General features: G+C 40.2%; 19 protein-coding genes. 8 read left to right on the forward strand and 11 right to left on the reverse strand.

The window, feature by feature from the left end; all coding sequences use genetic code 11:
• Nucleotides 1-51 precede the first annotated feature (51 nt).
• Nucleotides 52-732, reverse strand: coding sequence for a 7-cyano-7-deazaguanine synthase QueC (gene queC / locus NFU46_RS05905; RefSeq protein WP_282658480.1), 681 nt, complete (start codon nucleotides 730-732; stop codon nucleotides 52-54).
• 122 nt (nucleotides 733-854) lie between these two features.
• On the opposite strand from queC, the gene queE reads away from it, so the two are divergent.
• Nucleotides 855-1,520 carry a 7-carboxy-7-deazaguanine synthase QueE gene (gene queE, locus NFU46_RS05910; RefSeq protein WP_251600567.1) on the forward strand — a complete coding sequence of 222 codons (666 nt, stop codon included), beginning with the start codon at nucleotides 855-857 and terminating at the stop codon, nucleotides 1,518-1,520.
• Between the two features lie 156 nt (nucleotides 1,521-1,676).
• Here queE and bcp read toward each other — a convergent pair whose 3' ends face one another.
• On the reverse strand, nucleotides 1,677-2,156 hold the full coding sequence (gene bcp, locus NFU46_RS05915; protein WP_055199277.1) for a thioredoxin-dependent thiol peroxidase: 480 nt from the start codon (nucleotides 2,154-2,156) through the stop codon (nucleotides 1,677-1,679).
• 10 nt (nucleotides 2,157-2,166) lie between these two features.
• A complete protein-coding gene (locus NFU46_RS05920) occupies nucleotides 2,167-2,700 on the reverse strand; it encodes a glycine cleavage system protein R (RefSeq protein WP_054553746.1) in 534 nt (177 codons plus the stop codon).
• Nucleotides 2,701-3,068: 368 nt separating this feature from the next.
• On the opposite strand from NFU46_RS05920, the gene bamC reads away from it, so the two are divergent.
• Nucleotides 3,069-4,130 carry an outer membrane protein assembly factor BamC gene (gene bamC / locus NFU46_RS05925; protein ID WP_175082799.1) on the forward strand — a complete coding sequence of 354 codons (1,062 nt, stop codon included), beginning with the start codon at nucleotides 3,069-3,071 and terminating at the stop codon, nucleotides 4,128-4,130.
• Nucleotides 4,131-4,201: 71 nt separating this feature from the next.
• Nucleotides 4,202-5,569 (forward strand): YjiH family protein, encoded by a 1,368-nt coding sequence (locus NFU46_RS05930; protein ID WP_251600570.1) that lies wholly within the window; start codon nucleotides 4,202-4,204, stop codon nucleotides 5,567-5,569.
• Nucleotides 5,570-5,602: 33 nt separating this feature from the next.
• Here the strand turns inward: NFU46_RS05930 and NFU46_RS05935 are convergent, their stop codons facing one another.
• Both NFU46_RS05935 and NFU46_RS05940 read right to left on the reverse strand, forming a co-directional pair.
• Nucleotides 5,603-5,749 carry a DUF2897 family protein gene (locus NFU46_RS05935; RefSeq protein WP_175080216.1) on the reverse strand — a complete coding sequence of 49 codons (147 nt, stop codon included), beginning with the start codon at nucleotides 5,747-5,749 and terminating at the stop codon, nucleotides 5,603-5,605.
• A 39-nt stretch (nucleotides 5,750-5,788) separates the two neighbouring features.
• Nucleotides 5,789-6,325 (reverse strand): acyloxyacyl hydrolase, encoded by a 537-nt coding sequence (locus tag NFU46_RS05940; RefSeq protein ID WP_405030605.1) that lies wholly within the window; start codon nucleotides 6,323-6,325, stop codon nucleotides 5,789-5,791.
• Nucleotides 6,326-6,563: 238 nt separating this feature from the next.
• Between NFU46_RS05940 and NFU46_RS05945 the strand changes: the two genes are divergently transcribed.
• Nucleotides 6,564-7,154 carry a phospholipid-binding protein MlaC gene (locus tag NFU46_RS05945; RefSeq protein WP_251600728.1) on the forward strand — a complete coding sequence of 197 codons (591 nt, stop codon included), beginning with the start codon at nucleotides 6,564-6,566 and terminating at the stop codon, nucleotides 7,152-7,154.
• Between the two features lie 300 nt (nucleotides 7,155-7,454).
• The gene (locus NFU46_RS05950; protein WP_054563599.1) at nucleotides 7,455-8,792 is read left to right on the forward strand and encodes an ankyrin repeat domain-containing protein; all 1,338 of its coding nucleotides are present in this window, start codon (nucleotides 7,455-7,457) and stop codon (nucleotides 8,790-8,792) included.
• An 86-nt stretch (nucleotides 8,793-8,878) separates the two neighbouring features.
• Here the strand turns inward: NFU46_RS05950 and NFU46_RS05955 are convergent, their stop codons facing one another.
• From NFU46_RS05955 to NFU46_RS05975, 5 genes are read right to left on the reverse strand one after another with little or no spacing between them, the layout of a single operon-like run.
• Nucleotides 8,879-9,334, reverse strand: a complete 456-nt coding sequence (locus NFU46_RS05955; protein ID WP_251600573.1) for a DUF2069 domain-containing protein — start codon at nucleotides 9,332-9,334, stop codon at nucleotides 8,879-8,881.
• Nucleotides 9,331-9,885: an NAD(P)H:quinone oxidoreductase gene (gene wrbA / locus NFU46_RS05960; RefSeq protein WP_251600576.1), complete on the reverse strand. Its 555-nt coding sequence runs from the start codon at nucleotides 9,883-9,885 to the stop codon at nucleotides 9,331-9,333. The genes NFU46_RS05955 and wrbA overlap by 4 nt, the downstream gene beginning before the upstream one ends.
• On the reverse strand, nucleotides 9,885-10,232 hold the full coding sequence (arsC, locus tag NFU46_RS05965; RefSeq protein WP_054563602.1) for an arsenate reductase (glutaredoxin): 348 nt from the start codon (nucleotides 10,230-10,232) through the stop codon (nucleotides 9,885-9,887). Before arsC ends, wrbA begins: the two co-directional genes overlap by 1 nt.
• Before the next feature lie 54 nt (nucleotides 10,233-10,286).
• Nucleotides 10,287-11,747 carry a M48 family metalloprotease gene (locus NFU46_RS05970; protein ID WP_251600579.1) on the reverse strand — a complete coding sequence of 487 codons (1,461 nt, stop codon included), beginning with the start codon at nucleotides 11,745-11,747 and terminating at the stop codon, nucleotides 10,287-10,289.
• 1 nt (nucleotide 11,748) lies between these two features.
• A complete protein-coding gene (locus NFU46_RS05975) occupies nucleotides 11,749-12,414 on the reverse strand; it encodes a hypothetical protein (protein ID WP_251600582.1) in 666 nt (221 codons plus the stop codon).
• 155 nt (nucleotides 12,415-12,569) lie between these two features.
• On the opposite strand from NFU46_RS05975, the gene NFU46_RS05980 reads away from it, so the two are divergent.
• From NFU46_RS05980 to NFU46_RS05990, 3 genes are all read left to right on the forward strand, one after another.
• Entirely contained in the window at nucleotides 12,570-12,788 is a 219-nt protein-coding gene (locus tag NFU46_RS05980) for a hypothetical protein (RefSeq protein WP_054563605.1), read from the forward strand.
• Complete coding sequence (locus NFU46_RS05985; RefSeq protein ID WP_062566945.1) at nucleotides 12,781-13,848, forward strand: AI-2E family transporter; 1,068 nt, start codon at nucleotides 12,781-12,783, stop codon at nucleotides 13,846-13,848. Before NFU46_RS05980 ends, NFU46_RS05985 begins: the two co-directional genes overlap by 8 nt.
• A gap of 118 nt (nucleotides 13,849-13,966) precedes the next feature.
• Nucleotides 13,967-16,222 (forward strand): aminotransferase class V-fold PLP-dependent enzyme, encoded by a 2,256-nt coding sequence (locus NFU46_RS05990; protein WP_251600584.1) that lies wholly within the window; start codon nucleotides 13,967-13,969, stop codon nucleotides 16,220-16,222.
• 67 nt (nucleotides 16,223-16,289) lie between these two features.
• On the opposite strand, the gene NFU46_RS05995 is transcribed toward NFU46_RS05990, so the two are convergent.
• Nucleotides 16,290-17,321 carry a LacI family DNA-binding transcriptional regulator gene (locus tag NFU46_RS05995; protein WP_175080223.1) on the reverse strand — a complete coding sequence of 344 codons (1,032 nt, stop codon included), beginning with the start codon at nucleotides 17,319-17,321 and terminating at the stop codon, nucleotides 16,290-16,292.
• Nucleotides 17,322-17,591 lie beyond the last annotated feature (270 nt).

Below are 17,591 nucleotides of genomic sequence, written 5' to 3' on the forward strand. Positions count from 1 at the left end.
CATTGATTTATAAAAAAGGCTATCAAATATTTGATAGCCTTTTTTTGTGCTTTATTCGTATTCGAGAGGGTCGGTAACCTTATTTAATGCGAATGCCTCTAAGCGCTCTTGGCAAGCACCACATTTACCACAGGCTTTATCGCGGCCGTTGTAACAGGTCCATGTTTGGCTGTAATCAAGACCCATTTTTAAACCGTCTGTCAAAATGTCGATTTTGGTATTGTTTAAGTACGGGCTGAAAATTTCAACAGCGTCGTAATTGGCAATACGGCAAACATCATCCATTTTTTGTACGAACTCAGGGCGGCAGTCCGGGTAAATAGCATGATCGCCTGAATGGGCACCGTAATAAACTTTGCTGGCTTTTAAAGACACCGCATAACCCACAGCCAGTGATAGTAAAATCATGTTGCGGTTAGGCACAATTGTGCTCTTCATGCTTTCTTCTTCGTAATGACCTTCTGGTACTTCGATATCATCAGTTAGTGATGAGCCACCAATCAACTGGTTGATCGCTGAAATATCAACAATCTTGTGAGAAACACCTAACTTTTCACATACTTGAGCAGCTACTTTAAGCTCTTTAACATGACGCTGGCCGTAGTCGAACGACAGGGCATACACTTCGTGGCCTTGTTGCAGGGCTTTATTTAATACGGTAAATGAGTCCATACCGCCGGAATAAATCACAACTACTTTTTGCGTCATATCTGTTTTGCTCTTACTTTTGATAGAGGTTTACTTCAGGGCGCGATATACTACACGGCTCGGGCCTAAATAACAATTTTTGCGCGTGTTTTTGGTTTTTTTGATGGTATGTATTTTATACCGTCGCGTCGTAAGTGAGATGTCTTTTGTACAAAATTAACGAAGTGTTTGAAACAATTCAAGGTGAAGCGAGTTTTACGGGTACACCTTCAATCTTTTTACGTTTACAAGGCTGCCCTGTGGGTTGTGCTTGGTGTGATACAAAACAAACATGGGACGTTGATAACGTATATAAAGTGTCACTTGATGACACTGTTGGGAAAAAAGCAGATTCAGATCATTGGGCAGAAGCAACAGCTGAGCAAGTGTTAGCGTTATTTAAAGAACGTGGCTACAACGCAAAGCATGTGGTGATCACTGGTGGTGAGCCTTGCATGTATGACCTAAATCCAGTGTGTGAATTATTACACGCAAATGGCTATTCGACTCAAATTGAAACCAGCGGTACATTTGAAATTTTAGTCCCTGAACAAACATGGGTGACTGTATCACCAAAAATTAATATGCGTGGTGGCTATAAAGTATTACGCAGTGCAATGCAGCGAGCTGATGAGATTAAACACCCAGTGGCAATGCAAAAGCATGTGGAAGAGCTCGAAGATTTATTCTTAAAAACAGGTGTGAATCCGCGTTTAGTGTATCTACAACCAATTAGCCAAAAAACCTCAGCAACCAAACTTGCCATTGAAACCTGTATTGCAAAGAACTGGCGTTTATCGGTTCAAGTACATAAGTATTTAGGAATTAGTTAGGGTTTAGCCGTCAGCCGTCTGATCTGACCCCGATAAAGTAGACATGGGGTTTAATATTTCTAGTTAAAAACAAAAAAGCGTTGCACAATGGCAACGCTTTTTTACTATGTTCTCGTAACTCGTAACTCGTAACTCGTAACTCGTAACTTGTGACTATTAATTCTGAGCTAAATAGTCCAACACCACCTGATGATGGTCTTTGGTTTTGAACTTATCAAACACATGTTTGATTTTACCGTCTTGGCCTACAAGGAAGCTAATACGATGAATTCCTTCGTATTCTTTACCCATAAACTTCTTATAGCCCCAAATACCAAAAGCATCAGCAATTGCGTGATCTTCGTCGGCTAGTAAATCAAAGTTAAGCTCTTTTTTGGTTTCAAAATTCTTTAAACGCTTGATTGGATCTGGGCTGATACCCACAACACGCGTATTTAATTTAGCAAGCTCAGCTTTTTCATCACGTAAGTTCTCTGCTTGTACAGTACAACCTGGTGTTGACGCTTTAGGGTAGAAATAAACCAGTACTTGCTGCTCTTTTAAAAGATCAGCTAGCACGATAGTTTCGTCATTCTGATTTTGTAAGCTAAAAGCAGGGGCTGTATCGCCTGCTTGTAATGGATTAATTGTTTTCATGCTTTGCTCCTTAGCGAATGCGTCTGAAAATATAATCTACGTTCAAACTACGAGAAAGATCTTCAAAGCTCACTTTAAAGTTATCAATATCGACTTCTACAGGAATATTAAACTCTAGTTCGCAGCGCATTTTAAGCTCGTCATCTTCATCGTAAGTGTCTGACTTAAGAGAACAAATGCTGATGTTGTTATCAGCAAAAAAGCGCGTAACTTTACTTAATGTTCCTGGTGTATCAATACCTGTGTATTCGAGGGTGTAACCGGCACAAAATTCACATGCAACATGACTTGCTGTGCGTTTCATCATGGTTAAAAGACCAAGCTCCATACCTTTAGTTGGCAATGTATGTTCAATACGGCTAATTGCCGACATATCACCTGCTAATAGCATGATAAAGGTAAATTCGTTGCCCAAAATAGCAATGCGACTGTCAATTATATTGCAATGGCAATCACTCACTAACTGAGTTAATTCGCTAACGATACCGGGTCTATCTTCGCCAATCGCAGTGAGCACTATCTGATGATTTGTAAAAGCAGTCATGGAATTTTAAATACCTAGTAAATAACAATACCAATGGATATAAGCTTAAATAAGCTTTGATTTCACGTGAGTTTAATACCGCACGGCGGCGAAGTTTAACATAATTTGCTCCGTTAACGATAGCGGCGATTAATTAAGCCGTGAATAAAGTGCGCTCTTTCTTGTTTTTAGGGGCATCAGAAAGTACCATAGTTAAAATTTTGCAAGGCGATAAGCAATCAAATACGTTACGCTAGCCCAATCTATTCGGGTTTTTTGCATAAAAACAATAAATGTAAAGTTAAAAGTGATTTTACAGTGAACCAAATCGGCATTACCCACTCATATATTTGTTAAAAAAATTAAGGGTTTGCTAAGGAGAAATATCTGTGCAGTATTGGATCTCAAAGGCGCTTGCTGTAAGCGTAATGGTAAGTTTAACAGGGTGCGGTGTTTTCACCGATGAAGCGCACCACAAACGCAATTATCGTGCTAACGAAGCGGTGAAAGCTCCAGCAGGATTAGCGCAACCAGCTCAAGATCCAACTTATAAAATGGATGTTGCGCAATACGACAACAATCCTGAAGCTAAAAACTACCGTCCGCCAGCGCAAGTGATTACCATTGCTCAAGGTACTTGGGTTGAAGAAGGTGACACAGAAGCACGTGTTTATTTTGATAAAAACGATGGTATCGAAGATTTAGATGTATTTATCTGGGATTCTATCAAAGCTGTTCTAGCTGAAAAAAATACCGCCGCTTTAAAAGAAGACAAAGCCTCAAATTCAATTGAAACAGGTTGGTATGCCATTATTAAACCTGAAGAAGGTTGGTTTTGGGAAACTGAAACTGAAGTATCACAACAGCGCTTTATCTTCACAATTGAAGAAAAGTCGCATCAGCGTACAGCTTCGTTAACTTCTAAGCTGGCTGATTATAAAAGTGACTCAGTACCGTTAACACCATTACTACAACAACAGCTTGAAGTTCGTGCATTAAACCAAGTGATTGCAGAGTTTGATTATCGTTACCGTCAACTTGAAGTTGATATGCGTAAACAGCAAGGCATTATTTCATTAGAAATGGGCTTTGATAACAAAGGTAATGCGGCACTGGTTACAGAGCAAGATTACAACATGGTGTTTGATCGTTTCTCAGGTTTCTTAGAACGCTTATCTTTCACTATCGTAGAGATTGACCAAGAGCGTGGTTTGATCACGGCTGATTACAAAAAGCCTGAGTCAAGCGTATGGGATTCAATTTGGGGCGAAGAGTTAGCTGAACTTCCAATTGAAGATGGCCAATACCAAATTCTTGTTAGCCGCACCAATGATGGCGGCACAAGTTTAACTTGGATGGACTCTGAAGGTTCGACATTAGAGCCTGGTACAATGAATGACCTCCAGCAAGCATTGGAAAATGCACTGCGTCAGCGCGGTATCAATATTTAATAATTAAAAAAGTCAAAACCACCACAAAAAGAGCTTAGCCGCTCTTTTTGTGGTTTTTACAGGTTGAAAATATGTCTAACTTAAACACAGCAAATCGCAGTGACTTGCGAACCTTGTTTACCTTTTTCGTTCCTTCACTTATAGGTGTCTTCTTGTTTATGACGCCGGTACCCATAGGTGAAGCAATGACTATTCCGATTGCTGTTATGGCAAAAGCAGTGCAAGAGTGGATTGGCCCATTTGCACTGGGTTTAATTACCAGCATTGTTTGCATTACCGGTATTTTATCTTTAGTGATAAAGTTGTTTAAACCGCAGCTATTACTTAAGTTCTTTATAATTAAACATTTATTTGATGTTAGTTGGCTTTGGCTGAGTGTTCGATTACTGGGTATGGTTTTTATCGTTTTGACCTACACAAAACAAGGGCCAGAAATGATTATTTCCGGTAATACCGGCGCACTGGTTTTAAACGACTTGTTGCCAGTATTGTTTTCTGTGTTTGTTTTAGCGGGCTTACTATTACCGTTATTATTAAACTTCGGCTTGTTAGAGCTAGTTGGTACCTTATTAACTAAAGTTATGCGCCCTCTTTTTGGTGTGCCAGGCCGAAGTGCGGTTAACTGTGTAGCATCTTGGTTAGGTGATGGCAGTGTGGGTATTTTGATGACCGCTCGTCAGTATGAAGACAAGCATTATACACAACGCGAAGCGGCTATTATTGGTACCACTTTCTCAGCTGTATCAATTACCTTTTGTTTAGTTGTGATTGGCCAAGTGAAGCTTGAGCACCTTTTTGCACCGTTTTACTTAACAGTGTGTTTAGCAGGTTTAGCCGCAGCGCTAATTGTGCCTCGTTTACCACCGCTACGCTTTAAAAAAGACCTCTATGTAGATGGAACTGAGCCTGATAAAGACGCAGAATCAGTGCCTGAAGGTAAAACATTAGTTTCTCATTCACTTGATGTGGCGCTTGCTAAAGCACGCACTGCACCAGGCTTTGCTGGTACAGTAAAAGAAGGCTTACATAACGCATTTGATATGGTATTTGCAGTATTACCTGTGGTTATGGCTGTGGGCACATTTGCCTTGATTATTGCTGAATATACGCCAATTTTTGAATACATGGGCAAACCGTTTGTACCATTCTTAGAGTTATTACAAGTCCCAGAAGCTGAAGCTGCGGCACAAACAATTATGGTTGGCTTTGCTGATATGTTTATTCCGTCGATTCTTGCGGCTGGTAGTATCGAAAGTGATGTAACACGCTTTATCATTGCTGCAATGAGTGTGACGCAATTGATTTATATGTCGGAAGTAGGTGCACTGCTTTTAGGTAGCAAAATTCCGGTTAATATTATCGAATTGTTCTTCATCTTTATTTTAAGAACCTTAGTAACATTACCGGTGATTGTCTTAATGGCACACTGGTTAGTGTAAACTAAGCTGAAGTCTTAAATAGAAAAGCCCTGATTATTCATCAGGGCTTTTTTTATCTTCATTATCATCGCTTTTAGGCACTTTGAAGTCCATTTTTGCTGCATGCTTTAGCAACATAAGGTTACCAATTACTACACCAAATACGGCAACAAAAATGGCTATAATTTGCCAAGTTTCCATCTTTAAATCCTGCCGATATACATAGCGATATAGTAGCACTTAAAATCGTCTTGCATAAGACAGTGAAATAAAATCAAGGCCAGGGTTTGGGCTTTTGAAACCCGCATTTGAGTAATGTAAATATCTAAGTGCTAAGGTTGAGTTGTCACCTAAGTCTGTAACTAAACCCAATCTATCCTCAAACTGATAGTGAGTACTAACGTTTTTGCCAGCAAAATGGGTGTCATCCAACAGTGAAACGCCAATTCCAAACTCTACATAAACAGGTATGTTTTTCACATTAAATACAGGGTATTGGATCACCGGAGACATAGCTAACACGATATTTGTTTGATGTTTATTGTCTTTGCCATACTGCCAAATATTAAAACTAGACTCGAAGTACAAACGGGCGTGTTGAAAGGGCAGCTTTTCATTGGGGATATGGTATTGGTAGGCTAGCTTTAAGCCTTTTACATCACCTTCACCTTGAATGTAATCAACGGCATAGCCATGGTTTGAAGCAGCATAAGTCGGTGTTGCTAGTAGGGCGGCTACACCTAACATAAGTGCTTTTAGTGGGGGTTTTAGTTTCATCTCGGTACTTCTCATTATGACTGTGAGCAAGTAGATAAGGGCGGAGGTATGAACTTTTCAATGTGCGTAAAAACACAGAAGCTGTGCACATTCTCATATTTTTTAGCAATTAACTGAAAACTATGGGAAAAATCGATTGGTGCTTAATTGGCATTAAAACGGTGTCGGATTGTTTCTTTTTTTATGGGTTTAATATCGGTATATTAGCGAAAATTTTCGTTGAGAGGTGAATACGATGATCAAACTAGTTAACTCATTTTTGCTAATTGCAGCTCTTTTTACTGCAACTGCTTTTGCCAGTGAAGACCGCTCGCCTAAGCAACTATTAGAATCAGTCACAGCAGATTTATTTGTTGATATCGCAAATGTAAATGCAAAAGGCGATGCAAGCTCAGAAGCAATGGCGAACATTGTAGAAAAACGCTTATTGCCGCACATGGATATTAAGTTTGTATCGTATAAGCTTTTAGGTAAGCACATTAAAGGCCTACGCCGTGAGCAAGCTGTTGATTTTATTGCTGCGGTTGAGCATTACTTAACAGTAACTTATGCCGGCGCACTAATGAAATACACAGGGCAAAAAGTTATTTTTGATCAATCGCAGCTCATCGACGATGGTTATGCAACTGTTAAAACGCAAATTGTTGATGATAATGCGCCAGCCATCGATCTGCACTTTAAATTACGTCAAGGCAAAGATAAGCAGTGGAAAGTATACGATATCGTTGCTGAAGGTATTTCACTGTTAAGCGCGAAGCAAAAAGAAGTATTGCAACGCATCAGTCAAGTAGGTATTGACGAAGTCACAAGCGAATTAGCAAGTAAGTAAGTTAGCCGAAAGCTCGATTACCTTCACCTCATCGAGCATTTTAGCTACTTTCAGTCTCCAACCAAGCAGTGAGTACCGTCCATGTGCCGCTGCTTTTCTATTTTCTTTAAAAATCACCTACTTTGCGCTAGCACCTGTAACCCTCTGTGGTAGAATCATGCTACTTTTCTTGTTTACCAAAGTATCTGTTCAGATACTGTGTTATTGGTCGCAATATTAAGCAAACTGTCAGTTAAATTTTGCTATAACTAGTTGCTTAATAAGACATCGAATAATGTGCAGCGGAGTTGTGTTTTTTTAATGGAAAATGTACTGATATGGCCAAAGGAATACCCGTTACTAATCAAAGGATTAGCTGAGCAAAACGGGGCCTATATTTTAGATGCTTTAGAAGCTTGGCCGGCATGTCGTTCTACTAATGAAGATGACGGTGTGTGTACGACGGTTCTTCCGCCTATTTACTACCTTACTTGGTTAACTCCTCTTGAACCGTTTGAAGAGTGTTATTTCCAACATATTTCTGAGTTTGATGAAGCTGCGTTGCATTATATTAATGCTATGAAAACGCATTTTTTAGAAAACGACTACACCCCTGAAAGTCTTGTTTTAATGTTATGCCAGCGCTTAGAGAAGTATGCTAGCGCATTTGCTCAATCGGCTGTTAAAACGCCTATAACTCTCATCCACCAGTTATTTAATCGTCGCTATTTTACTGTGATTGAACATGTTCTTAATCACGGTGCAAAAATGTCTGCGGACGATGTATTGGAGCTATGGACCGAAGTTGACTTTAGAGAGCGTTTTAGTGGTTTTATTCCTGATTCAGTGGCTGATCTTGAACCATTAACAGCGCTTGCGGCTGAAAAAGTTGCTCACGGTGAAGATTACTTCACCTTACTAAAACTTGTATCACCAGATGTTGATTCAGCATCGTTACTAGAACAAGCTTTGCTTGCTCATTTAAGTCACGAAAATGCTAAACAAACCATGGCAAAGCGTTTTATTGAGCAAGGCGCAACCGGGGCTTTAGCTGACGAAAACGGTAAAACAGCATTTATGTGGGCTACTGAAAAAGGCTATGTGAATGTTGTTGAGACAATACTTGAACATCAAGATAAGAAAGCCCAAGACAATAAAGGTAATACAGCATTACATTACGCTGTATTAGCCGAGAATGGACCTTTACTGGTATTGCTTTTAAAAGCGGGCTATGACTTTAGAGTTCGTAACAATGACGGTCTAAGTTGCTACCGACTAGCAGTTAGCATTAAAGCGGATAACTTAGTCAAGTGCCTTGAGCATGACTTTGGCATTAAAGAGCTTTCGCCAGAAGGGCAGTTTGATCGCGTTAAAAAAGTGCACTTACTACATGCGATTGTAACTGTGTTACTACCTGTGCAGTTGTTCTTCTTTTTTGACGATAGCATTGCTATTAAAAGTGAGTTAACGCTGAGTTTTACGCTGGTTTCGATCTTATGCTTTTTCTTTGCCACAAGCTTGAAACGCTGTGCGCTTTATCCGCATATTCGCCATCCATGGGGGCTGTTTATTTTAAGACTGTTCTCATTATTTAGCTTAATAGGCCAAGTGGGTCTGGCAAGTATTGTAGCGCTAGCCACCTTGGCAGAGTTGGTGTGATCGCATAAAAATTATATAAAGTGACATAAAAAAACGGCAACCTAAGTTGCCGTTTTTTGTTTCATTTTTTGATAAACGAATCGGTATTATTTATCGTGTTCATGAGCGGCTTTTTCTTCGGCCAGCTCTTCTTTTAATTTGCGTATCTTAAGGCCAAGCTCTTGTCCGCGATGGCGAGCATAATAGGTGCAGCCAATAAACATCAGACTAGCAAAGGTTAACTCAAGTAATACCCAAATCAGCTGTTCTTGTGCGACCCACAGTAATGTAAAACCATGGATGAAATAGAACATCACGATAAAGTTCGCCCACGCGTAGGTATAAGGCTTATCTTGAATAATGCCCTTAAGCGGTAATAGTAGAGGCAGTATATAAACAATAAAGATAAAGGCGTTACTGTGGCCTTCTCTTGGGGCAATTAAAAACAGCCAAATTGGCATTAAAACTAATAAGCCGATATAACCAATCAGTGCAAAACGTTGGAATCGTTTTGTAATTGGTTTTTTGGCAACAGGCTGATTTAGCTTAGGTTCCAAGCTCATTTTAATTTACTCGCAATCAGTGCCAAGCGTTTTCCAACGCTTTGGCAAATTTTAATTTCGTCTTTACTTAACACATTGCTGTTATTGCTACCGGCCACATGACTCGCGCCGTACGGCGTACCGCCGGTTTCAGTTGCTAATAACTCAGGTACCTCATAAGGCACACCAAGTAACATCATGCCGTGATGTAACAACGGCAGTGATAGATTCAACAAGGTAGCTTCGTTACCACCGTGCATACTGCTTGATGACGAAAAAACGCAAGCAGGCTTATCTATTAGCTGACCTTTGAGCCATAGATCACTAGTGGTTTCCCAAAAGCTCTTAGCTTGTGAGGCCATCATGCCAAATCGAGTAGGGGTGCCAAAGGCTAAGCCATCACAATGAATTAGATCATCTTTACTGATCACAATATCGTGTGGCTGACGCTTTACGAACGTGCGCAATAAAGCTGATGCACCTTGTTGCTCAATCGACTCGGCTATCTCATGTGCCATTGCTTCTACAGAGCCATGGCTTGAGTGGTATAGCACAACAATGTTTATAGCCATTAAAGTACGCTTAATACGTTTTCTGGTGGACGACCTAGAGCAGCTTTGCCGTTATTTTCAACAATTGGGCGCTCGATTAGTTTTGGATTGGCAGCCATTGCAGCAATTAATTTGTCTTCGTTTTGTTCGTTTTTAAGCTCAAGCTCTTTGTAGATATCTTCTTTAGTACGCATTAATTCACGCGCTGAAGTAAAGCCCAGTTGGCTAATTAAAGTCGAGATTTGTTGTTCATTAAGCGGTGTTTTTAGGTATTCAACAACACTTGGTTGTACGTTATTGCTTTCTAATAGGGCAAGTGTTTCACGCGATTTTGAACAACGTGGATTATGATAAATAGTCACAGACATAGTGTGTTCTCACATTTAATAATTTGGCTTATTTTAGGGCAAGCGCCGCGAGACTTAAAGTCTCGCAAGCTCTTTTTGTAATTGACGGTATTGTGTAAGTAGGGCTTTTAAACGTTGTTGTTTAACTAGCTCTTCTGGCTCAACAAAGTTTAGTGCTTTTTGAATTTCATCAGCAGCTTTTAAATAAGCGCCATATTGGGCAAGCACATCGGCATGCGCTTCATGGTAGGAAGCCATATTTTCTTGCTTTTTATAGACATCAGCAATGAGCTCTTTGGCAAGATTGTTCTCAGGTTTTGCTAATAAATAAGATTTTAAGATACGTTCAGCAAGCTCAAATTGTTTAGCTTCAATAGCGGCATTTGCATAGTTTAAGGCAATCACCTGATTGTTAGGTCTATCGATATCTAGCTTAGCTAAAAACTCTACTGCTTCATTCGCTTTACCTTGTGCAATGAGTAAGTCGGTGTGGGTATCAATATAAAATAAGTTCTTTGGATCTTGCTCAAGCAATGGATTCAAAATGCTGGCTGCTTCATCAAGCTTTTTTTGGTCCAACAAGCTAATACCCAAACCATATTTAAGTGCAGTGTCGTTATGAACGGTATTTTCACGCATTAATTTACGAAATAAATCTTCCGCGGCTTTTGACTTTTGCTGATAGCGAGCAATAACACGGCTCTTTGCTAGGTTAAACTCTAGGCTGTCGGAGTAGTGTCTTTTTGGATACTGCTCGGCACGTAAGCGTACATCAGAAACACGGCTTTCAGGCAATGGGTGAGTGAGCAAAAAGGCTGGCGGCTTATATTTGTAGCGAATTTGTGCAGCAAGCTTAGTTAAAAATTCGCTCGATTGGCGAGGATCAAACCCTGCATTGTTTAAGGTCTGCATACCAATACGGTCTGCCTCTTGTTCAGCAGCACGGCTATGAGTTAATTGACTAAATGCCGCTTGTGTTTGGTTTGCTGAGATAATGGCTATGCCGGCATCAGGTGCAACAACGGTTGCTAAAATACCCGCTATCATACCTGCTATAGTTAACGCGCTGTTATCTTGCTGCTGTTGAATACGACGGGCTAAATGGCGCTGCGTTACGTGAGCTATCTCGTGCCCAAGTACTGAGGCAAATTGGCTTTCGTTATCGGCTTGTGCGATAAGACCCGTATGCACACCTACATGGCCACCATAAAAGGCAAAAGCATTAATTTCAGCGTTGTTTAACCAGAAAAATGAAAATGGAAAACGCACATCGTTGGCGTTTGCTACTAAACGACGGCCCAAAGTGGTCAGGTACTCATCAAGAACAGGGTCATTTACAACGGGTGATGAGCCACGAATTTGCATCATCATCACTTCACCGATCGCTTGTTCTTTCTCAATCGGCAAAGCCTGTAAAGCTGAGGTCCCTAAATCGGGCAGCTTGAAGTTTGTTTGCGCCTTCAACGGCTCACTATGCAGTATTGAAAATGTCAGCAATGCACTGCACAGTGTAATAAAGGCTGATTTTAGTCGCATCTTATTCCTTGTTGATTTGCTCACCTAACATGACTTTTGCTATGTCTATTTCGTCGCTGCATGCTCGGCTGTCTTTTTCGCACAATTGATAGAAATCTTTTATTGTGACTCCATCTAGCTTAACAACGTTCAACTCTCGTTGTAAAAAAGTTATGATTTTATGCGCTACTTTATGGGCGTGCAGAATTAAGGCTTTGTCAGCTTTATCGCCTCTTTCAAAGTAAAAAGCGATGAATTTATGAAGCTGGTTAAAGCGAATAAGGTTTTTCATGGTGTGCGGATCCCACACCTTAAATTCCATAAAGCGGTTGTCTTTGATGTATTGGTCTACCGTAATATCTTTTACATAAGGGTAGGCCCATAATTCGAAACCTCGGTCCGTGAAGCTTTGATGCAAAGCAATGCGCGGCTTTTGCTCACAGACAATTTCGCCCATGTCAGTCTCATGACCACCTAATAAATCAAGGTTCCAGTTACGTGGGTTAATTAATTGCTTTACGGCATTATCAAAACCGTGGTCTAAAATCCCTTCAGATTCGCTAACCGATGATGCCACCAGATGATAAAAAGGCGGCAGCTCGCCCCAGTTTATTTGTTTTTTATACCAGTTTATCTCTTTAAGAGTTGGATTCGCAGGTAATTGCGCTTTATTATGCGAGCCAGGCATAGTGTTTCCTTTACTACCATTTATAGATTAAGGATAAACTATTGTTTTGCGTGTTTTAAGAAAAATATGAGCAGTTTCTCATTATAAAGACTTATTTTCGCAAACTGCCTACATCTTATACTTATTATTCATATTAATAACGCAGTTGATTCGCTATGTTAACGGTTGATTTAAGAGGCTATAAGTGCCCTCAACAATTTATTCAGTTTAAATTAGGGTTGAATAAGGCAACATCAATTAAACAACCCGTGACTTTTACATTTAATGCTGCTGAGGCAACGGACGATATGCAGCGATTTTTAGAAAAACATCATTACCATTTTAAAATTGACCTAGAATTAGGTGTACTAACTGTGGAGCCCATTCGTGTTTGAGTATGTAAAAGCCTGGTACGAAAATAAATTTTCTGATCCCCATTCAGTAACCTTGTTGTTACTGCTTATTGCAACCTTTGCATTTTTCTACTTTTTTGGTTCGTTAATCGTGCCAGTTTTAGTTGCCTTGGTGATTGCCTATTTACTTGATTGGCCTGTTGCTCACTTAGAAAAGCTGGGTTTAAAACGCTTTACCGCAACGATTCTTGTTATGTTGGTATTCAGTGGCTTGATGATCATGATTATTGTCGGCATGGGGCCTGTGCTTTGGCAGCAAACCAGCAACCTAGTTCAAGAAACCCCTTACATGATTGAAAAAGGTAAAGCGCTGCTTTTACATCTTCCTGAAGATTACCCAAGTTTGATTACTGAAGATCAGGTTAAATCAATTGTTACCAGTGTAGAGACCAAAGCGATTGAGTTTGGTCAGTTGGTGCTATCGGTGTCACTTACCTCGATAAAAGACGTGGCAGCTTGGCTGATTTATCTGATTTTAGTGCCGCTTTTAGTGTTCTTTATGCTTAAAGATAAATTAGAGCTCACACAAAGTGCCGAACGCTTATTGCCTAAGCAGCGCCGCTTGATCATTCAAGTATGGCAAGAAATGAATCAGCAAATCATGAATTATATCCGCGGTAAGGTATTTGAAATTTTAATTGTTGGTACAGCATCATTTATTGCTTTTGCAGTACTTGATCTTCGCTATGCGGCTTTACTCGGAGTGTTGGTTGGCTTATCGGTGCTTATTCCATTTGTTGGGGCGGCATTGGTGACCATTCCTGTCGCTGCGGTGGCGTTATTCCAATTTGGTTTAGAAACACAATTTTGGACCATATTAATTATCTATGGAGTGATCCAAGCACTTGATGGCAATGTGTTAGTGCCGTTACTGTTCTCTGAAGCGGTAGATTTAAACCCAGTGTTTATCATCGTTGCGGTATTGTTTTTTGGTGGTTTATGGGGCTTTTGGGGCGTGTTCTTCGCAATACCGCTGGCTTCATTAGTAAAAGCGCTTATAAATGCCTGGTCTTCTAAGCAGGTTGAGCTAATAGAAGGTTAGCTTAGTCTTAAAAAGTATAGAAAACGCACTTTACTGACTAATTGATTATTATAATTTAGCCGTGAAAAATGTAAAATAGGTTATAAGATATATCTTTTAGTAATATGGTGCGTTTTACATGGCAAATTTTTACCTTCCTGACGATGCTAATCAGCAAATTTATTTAGATGCGAATGCAACGACTCCTGTACTTCCTGAAATTGCCGATGTGGTTTCGCACACGATGCAAGTCTGTTTTGGTAATCCATCAAGCTCTCATATTACGGGTATTCAAGCAAAACACTTATTAGAACAAACGCGTAACAAAGCACGTGAAGTCATTGGCGCTACCGACGGTGATATTTTATTTACCTCTGGTGCAACAGAAGGTATTCAAACGGCGGTTGTTTCTACGCTTATTGCTGCAAAAAGTCATCAAATCGAGAATCCGGTATTACTTTATGGGGCAACAGAACATAAAGCGGTGCCAAATACCCTAAAACATTGGAACAGCGTGCTTGATATAAACGCACAGGTAATAGCTATTCCAGTAGATAAAAACGGTATTTTAGACCACGAGTTTATTCGTAAACATGCTGCGAATGCATTGATGATTTGTACCATGGCAGTAAACAACGAAACCGGTGTATTCCAAGATTTAAGCGCTATTGAGCAAGTCATTCGTAGTGAAAACACTCATGTGGCTTGGATGGTTGACTGCGTGCAGGCATTAGGTAAAACCAACTTAGCGCTAAGCCAAACTACCATTGATTACGCCCCATTTTCTGGCCATAAATTGTATGCCCCTAAAGGTATTGGCGTACTTTATATTCGTAAAGGCAGTGCGTATACACCATTTATTGCTGGCGGCGGTCAAGAAAGCGGTATGCGTTCAGGCACCGAAAACTTACCAGGCATTGCCGGTTTAAATAAGCTGTTCACGTTATTACTTGATAAACAAAACCAAACATTCAAGCCAATTGAGCAGCTACATGCTTTTCGCGAGCAATTATTAGCTGCATTAACAGACACTTTTGGTAGCATCACGTTTAATCACAGTTTTGAGCATTCAGTGCCAACAACATTAAACTTTGCTGTGAACGAATTAACCAGTAAAGAAGTGATGGATTTATTTGATGCGGCGGGTATCCGTGTGAGTGGTGGCTCTGCATGTAGCTCAGGCGCAAACCGTAGCTTTGTTTTAGATGCGATGGGAGCCAGTGATTGGCAAAGTGAAAACGCGATACGTATGTCGTTTGGCCCTGCTGTGAATCAGCAAGAGATTGATTTTGCTTGCGATAAAATTCGTTCATTAAAACCGATTCTAGAAGCAAACTGCTTAGTTGTATCTGATAGTACATCGCCTCAACACGAAGTGTGTGCGATTGGCTTAACACAGCTACGTCATCAAGCAGCGTGCTGTTGGCTATATGTAGACAGCGATAAAAACGCAGTGGTGATTGATCCTATTATCGAGCTTATTCCGCGTATGGCGAAAATAGTCGCAACACAAGGTCTAACAGTAAAAGCGATTTTAGATACCCATAATCACCAAGAGCGTTTATCGGCTCGTTGTTTATTATCAAAAGAGCTCGCAGAACGCTTTGTTGCTAATGAAATAGATGAACTTGGCTGGCCTAAAGATTCAGCAACCATCGAATTAAGCGATGCACGCTTAACTAAAGTAGCGACACCGGGTCATAGTGACGATAGTGTTAGCTATTTATTGTCAGATACACAAAGCGGTGATATCAGCTATTGCTTCTGTGGTGATTTAATCCTACCAGGTGGCTTGGGCAATACGGCAATTAGCGGCGGCGATGCTGCGAAAATGGCTCAATCATTAAAACAACTTGCTATGGCAGTGCAAGATTCTACGGTAATTTGTTCAGGGCATGATTATCAGCAATGTTTTGCTATGGATTGGCATGCTCAAAAGGCAACGACGCCGTTATTAGCAAAACTATTAAGTGAACAAGTATCAGATGATGAGTTTGTTGAATTAAAGCAACATGCGGATGACCAAAAGCATACTGTAAGTCATTCTCTTTGTGGCTATGTTGAAACACTTGAAAGTGCACCAATGAAACAGCTTGCTGCAAGTGATGCTAAAGTAATGCTAAACGATAAAGCCACTTACTTAATTGATACTCGTGAACCGTATGAGCATGGTGCGAATAATTTGGCTGAAATATTCACAGTTGCTGATAGTAAAGTGATCAATATTCCACTCAGTCGTATGGCAAACGCCATCGTGCAAGGGCAGCTTGAGAAAGACCATAGCTACATTTTGGTTTGCCGAAGTGGTAATCGTTCTAAACAAGCCGCAAACAACTTGTCGCAGTTAGGGTTTGAAAACGTTTATAACTTAAATGGCGGTTTAGCATTGCTTTAATAAGTAATACCAATTTGCTTAATTAAAAAAAGCCGCTATGGAGCGGCTTTTTCGTAACTTGAATAAATTAAGCTGAGGTTGGGCCTGAGCTTTCCCGTACCACTAATGAAGGGGTAAAGGTCGTGATGATGTCTTTATCTTGATTACGTGCACCACGGGTTTTTCTAAACAGTAAACGCGCTGCATGCTGCGAAATCACATCATTCGCCTGATGAGCTGTAGTGAGTTTAGGCCAAGTCTGACGCGAGAACGGTGAGTCCTCGAAGCCGGTAATTGATAATTGTTGTGGAATTTCGATTCCCATTAAGCGTGAGGCGAATAACGCGCCTGCTGCCATTTCATCGTTACCGCCAAGAAGGGCAGTGATGTTTTTAGGGTTATTTTCACCCAGCAATGCTTTTGCACCTTCTACACCTGATTCAAAAGAATACTGGCCTTCATAGATCAGCTCATCATTCATCGAGATGCTGTGATCTTTTAATGCGGCCTGATAACCCTCTAAGCGTTCAGTTGTTGATTTATGCTCTTTGTCACCACATAAAAAACCAATATTCTTATGGCCTAGCGAGAGTAGGTGAGAAGTAATTTCGTACGCAGCGGCGTAGTCGTTCACATAGATACAAGTGTCTTGGTCTTCTTCTGTAGGGCGACCAGAGAGTACGCGTACATAATGAATACCCATTTCATCAAGCATCTCGATGATACTGCTTTGCTCTGACAGCGGTGGCGTTAATACAAGGCCTGCTAAGCGAGAGCGCTTGATCATGGTTTTAAAGTCTTCTTCCATGTTGCCATCAAGGTAGTTACATGGATGAATCACCAGCTCATAGCCTTCTTCTTTACAGCGCGACAACACACCATTTTGCATATCGATGACATAATAAGCATTCGGGTTGTCATAAACTAAACCAACAGTAAAAGACGATGTGCCTGCTAGGTTTCGAGCTGCAAGGTTTGGTTGATAGTTCAACGTGTTAACAGCGTCCATCACTATGTCGTACGTTTTTTTTCTGACCGATGGCTCTTTATTAATTACTCGCGATACGGTTTTCATTGAAACACCAGCGAGTTTGGCTACATCATTTATGGTTACTTTCATACTGTTACTTTATAGTTAGTTATATTTGTATTATAATAATATCGAAAAGTGTTCACCAGAGCGCTTTTTCTGAATAGGTACATCAATATTTAATATAAGTTAGTTAGTGTATCTAATGTTCTACCAAATTAGCAGTAAAATAATTGAGATAATTTTTATGATACCGGTGTCAAAAGAGAAAAATTGCGCTATTATCTCGACTATAAAATGTAAAAGTAGAACATTGACAGCGTTGTCATTTTAACTTAGTGTTAATTTTCATCGTGTTTT

Origin of the sequence: Pseudoalteromonas sp. NCCP-2140 (assembly GCF_023708065.1) — a bacterium.
Taxonomy (GTDB): Bacteria; Pseudomonadota; Gammaproteobacteria; order Enterobacterales; family Alteromonadaceae; genus Pseudoalteromonas.

Coding starts and splice junctions, on each gene's coding strand:
- NFU46_RS05955 (WP_251600573.1), bottom strand. CDS start 9,334: ATGAGCTTGGAACCTAAGCTAAATCAGCCTGTTGCCAAAAAACCAATT.
- arsC (WP_054563602.1), bottom strand. CDS start 10,232: ATGTCTGTGACTATTTATCATAATCCACGTTGTTCAAAATCGCGTGAA.
- NFU46_RS05970 (WP_251600579.1), bottom strand. CDS start 11,747: ATGCGACTAAAATCAGCCTTTATTACACTGTGCAGTGCATTGCTGACA.
- NFU46_RS05920 (WP_054553746.1), bottom strand. CDS start 2,700: ATGACTGCTTTTACAAATCATCAGATAGTGCTCACTGCGATTGGCGAA.
- NFU46_RS05995 (WP_175080223.1), bottom strand. CDS start 17,321: ATGAAAGTAACCATAAATGATGTAGCCAAACTCGCTGGTGTTTCAATG.
- NFU46_RS05990 (WP_251600584.1), top strand. CDS start 13,967: ATGGCAAATTTTTACCTTCCTGACGATGCTAATCAGCAAATTTATTTA.
- wrbA (WP_251600576.1), bottom strand. CDS start 9,885: ATGGCTATAAACATTGTTGTGCTATACCACTCAAGCCATGGCTCTGTA.
- NFU46_RS05935 (WP_175080216.1), bottom strand. CDS start 5,749: ATGGAAACTTGGCAAATTATAGCCATTTTTGTTGCCGTATTTGGTGTA.
- NFU46_RS05975 (WP_251600582.1), bottom strand. CDS start 12,414: ATGCCTGGCTCGCATAATAAAGCGCAATTACCTGCGAATCCAACTCTT.
- NFU46_RS05940 (WP_405030605.1), bottom strand. CDS start 6,325: ATGAAACTAAAACCCCCACTAAAAGCACTTATGTTAGGTGTAGCCGCC.
- NFU46_RS05950 (WP_054563599.1), top strand. CDS start 7,455: ATGGAAAATGTACTGATATGGCCAAAGGAATACCCGTTACTAATCAAA.
- bcp (WP_055199277.1), bottom strand. CDS start 2,156: ATGAAAACAATTAATCCATTACAAGCAGGCGATACAGCCCCTGCTTTT.
- NFU46_RS05930 (WP_251600570.1), top strand. CDS start 4,202: ATGTCTAACTTAAACACAGCAAATCGCAGTGACTTGCGAACCTTGTTT.
- NFU46_RS05980 (WP_054563605.1), top strand. CDS start 12,570: ATGTTAACGGTTGATTTAAGAGGCTATAAGTGCCCTCAACAATTTATT.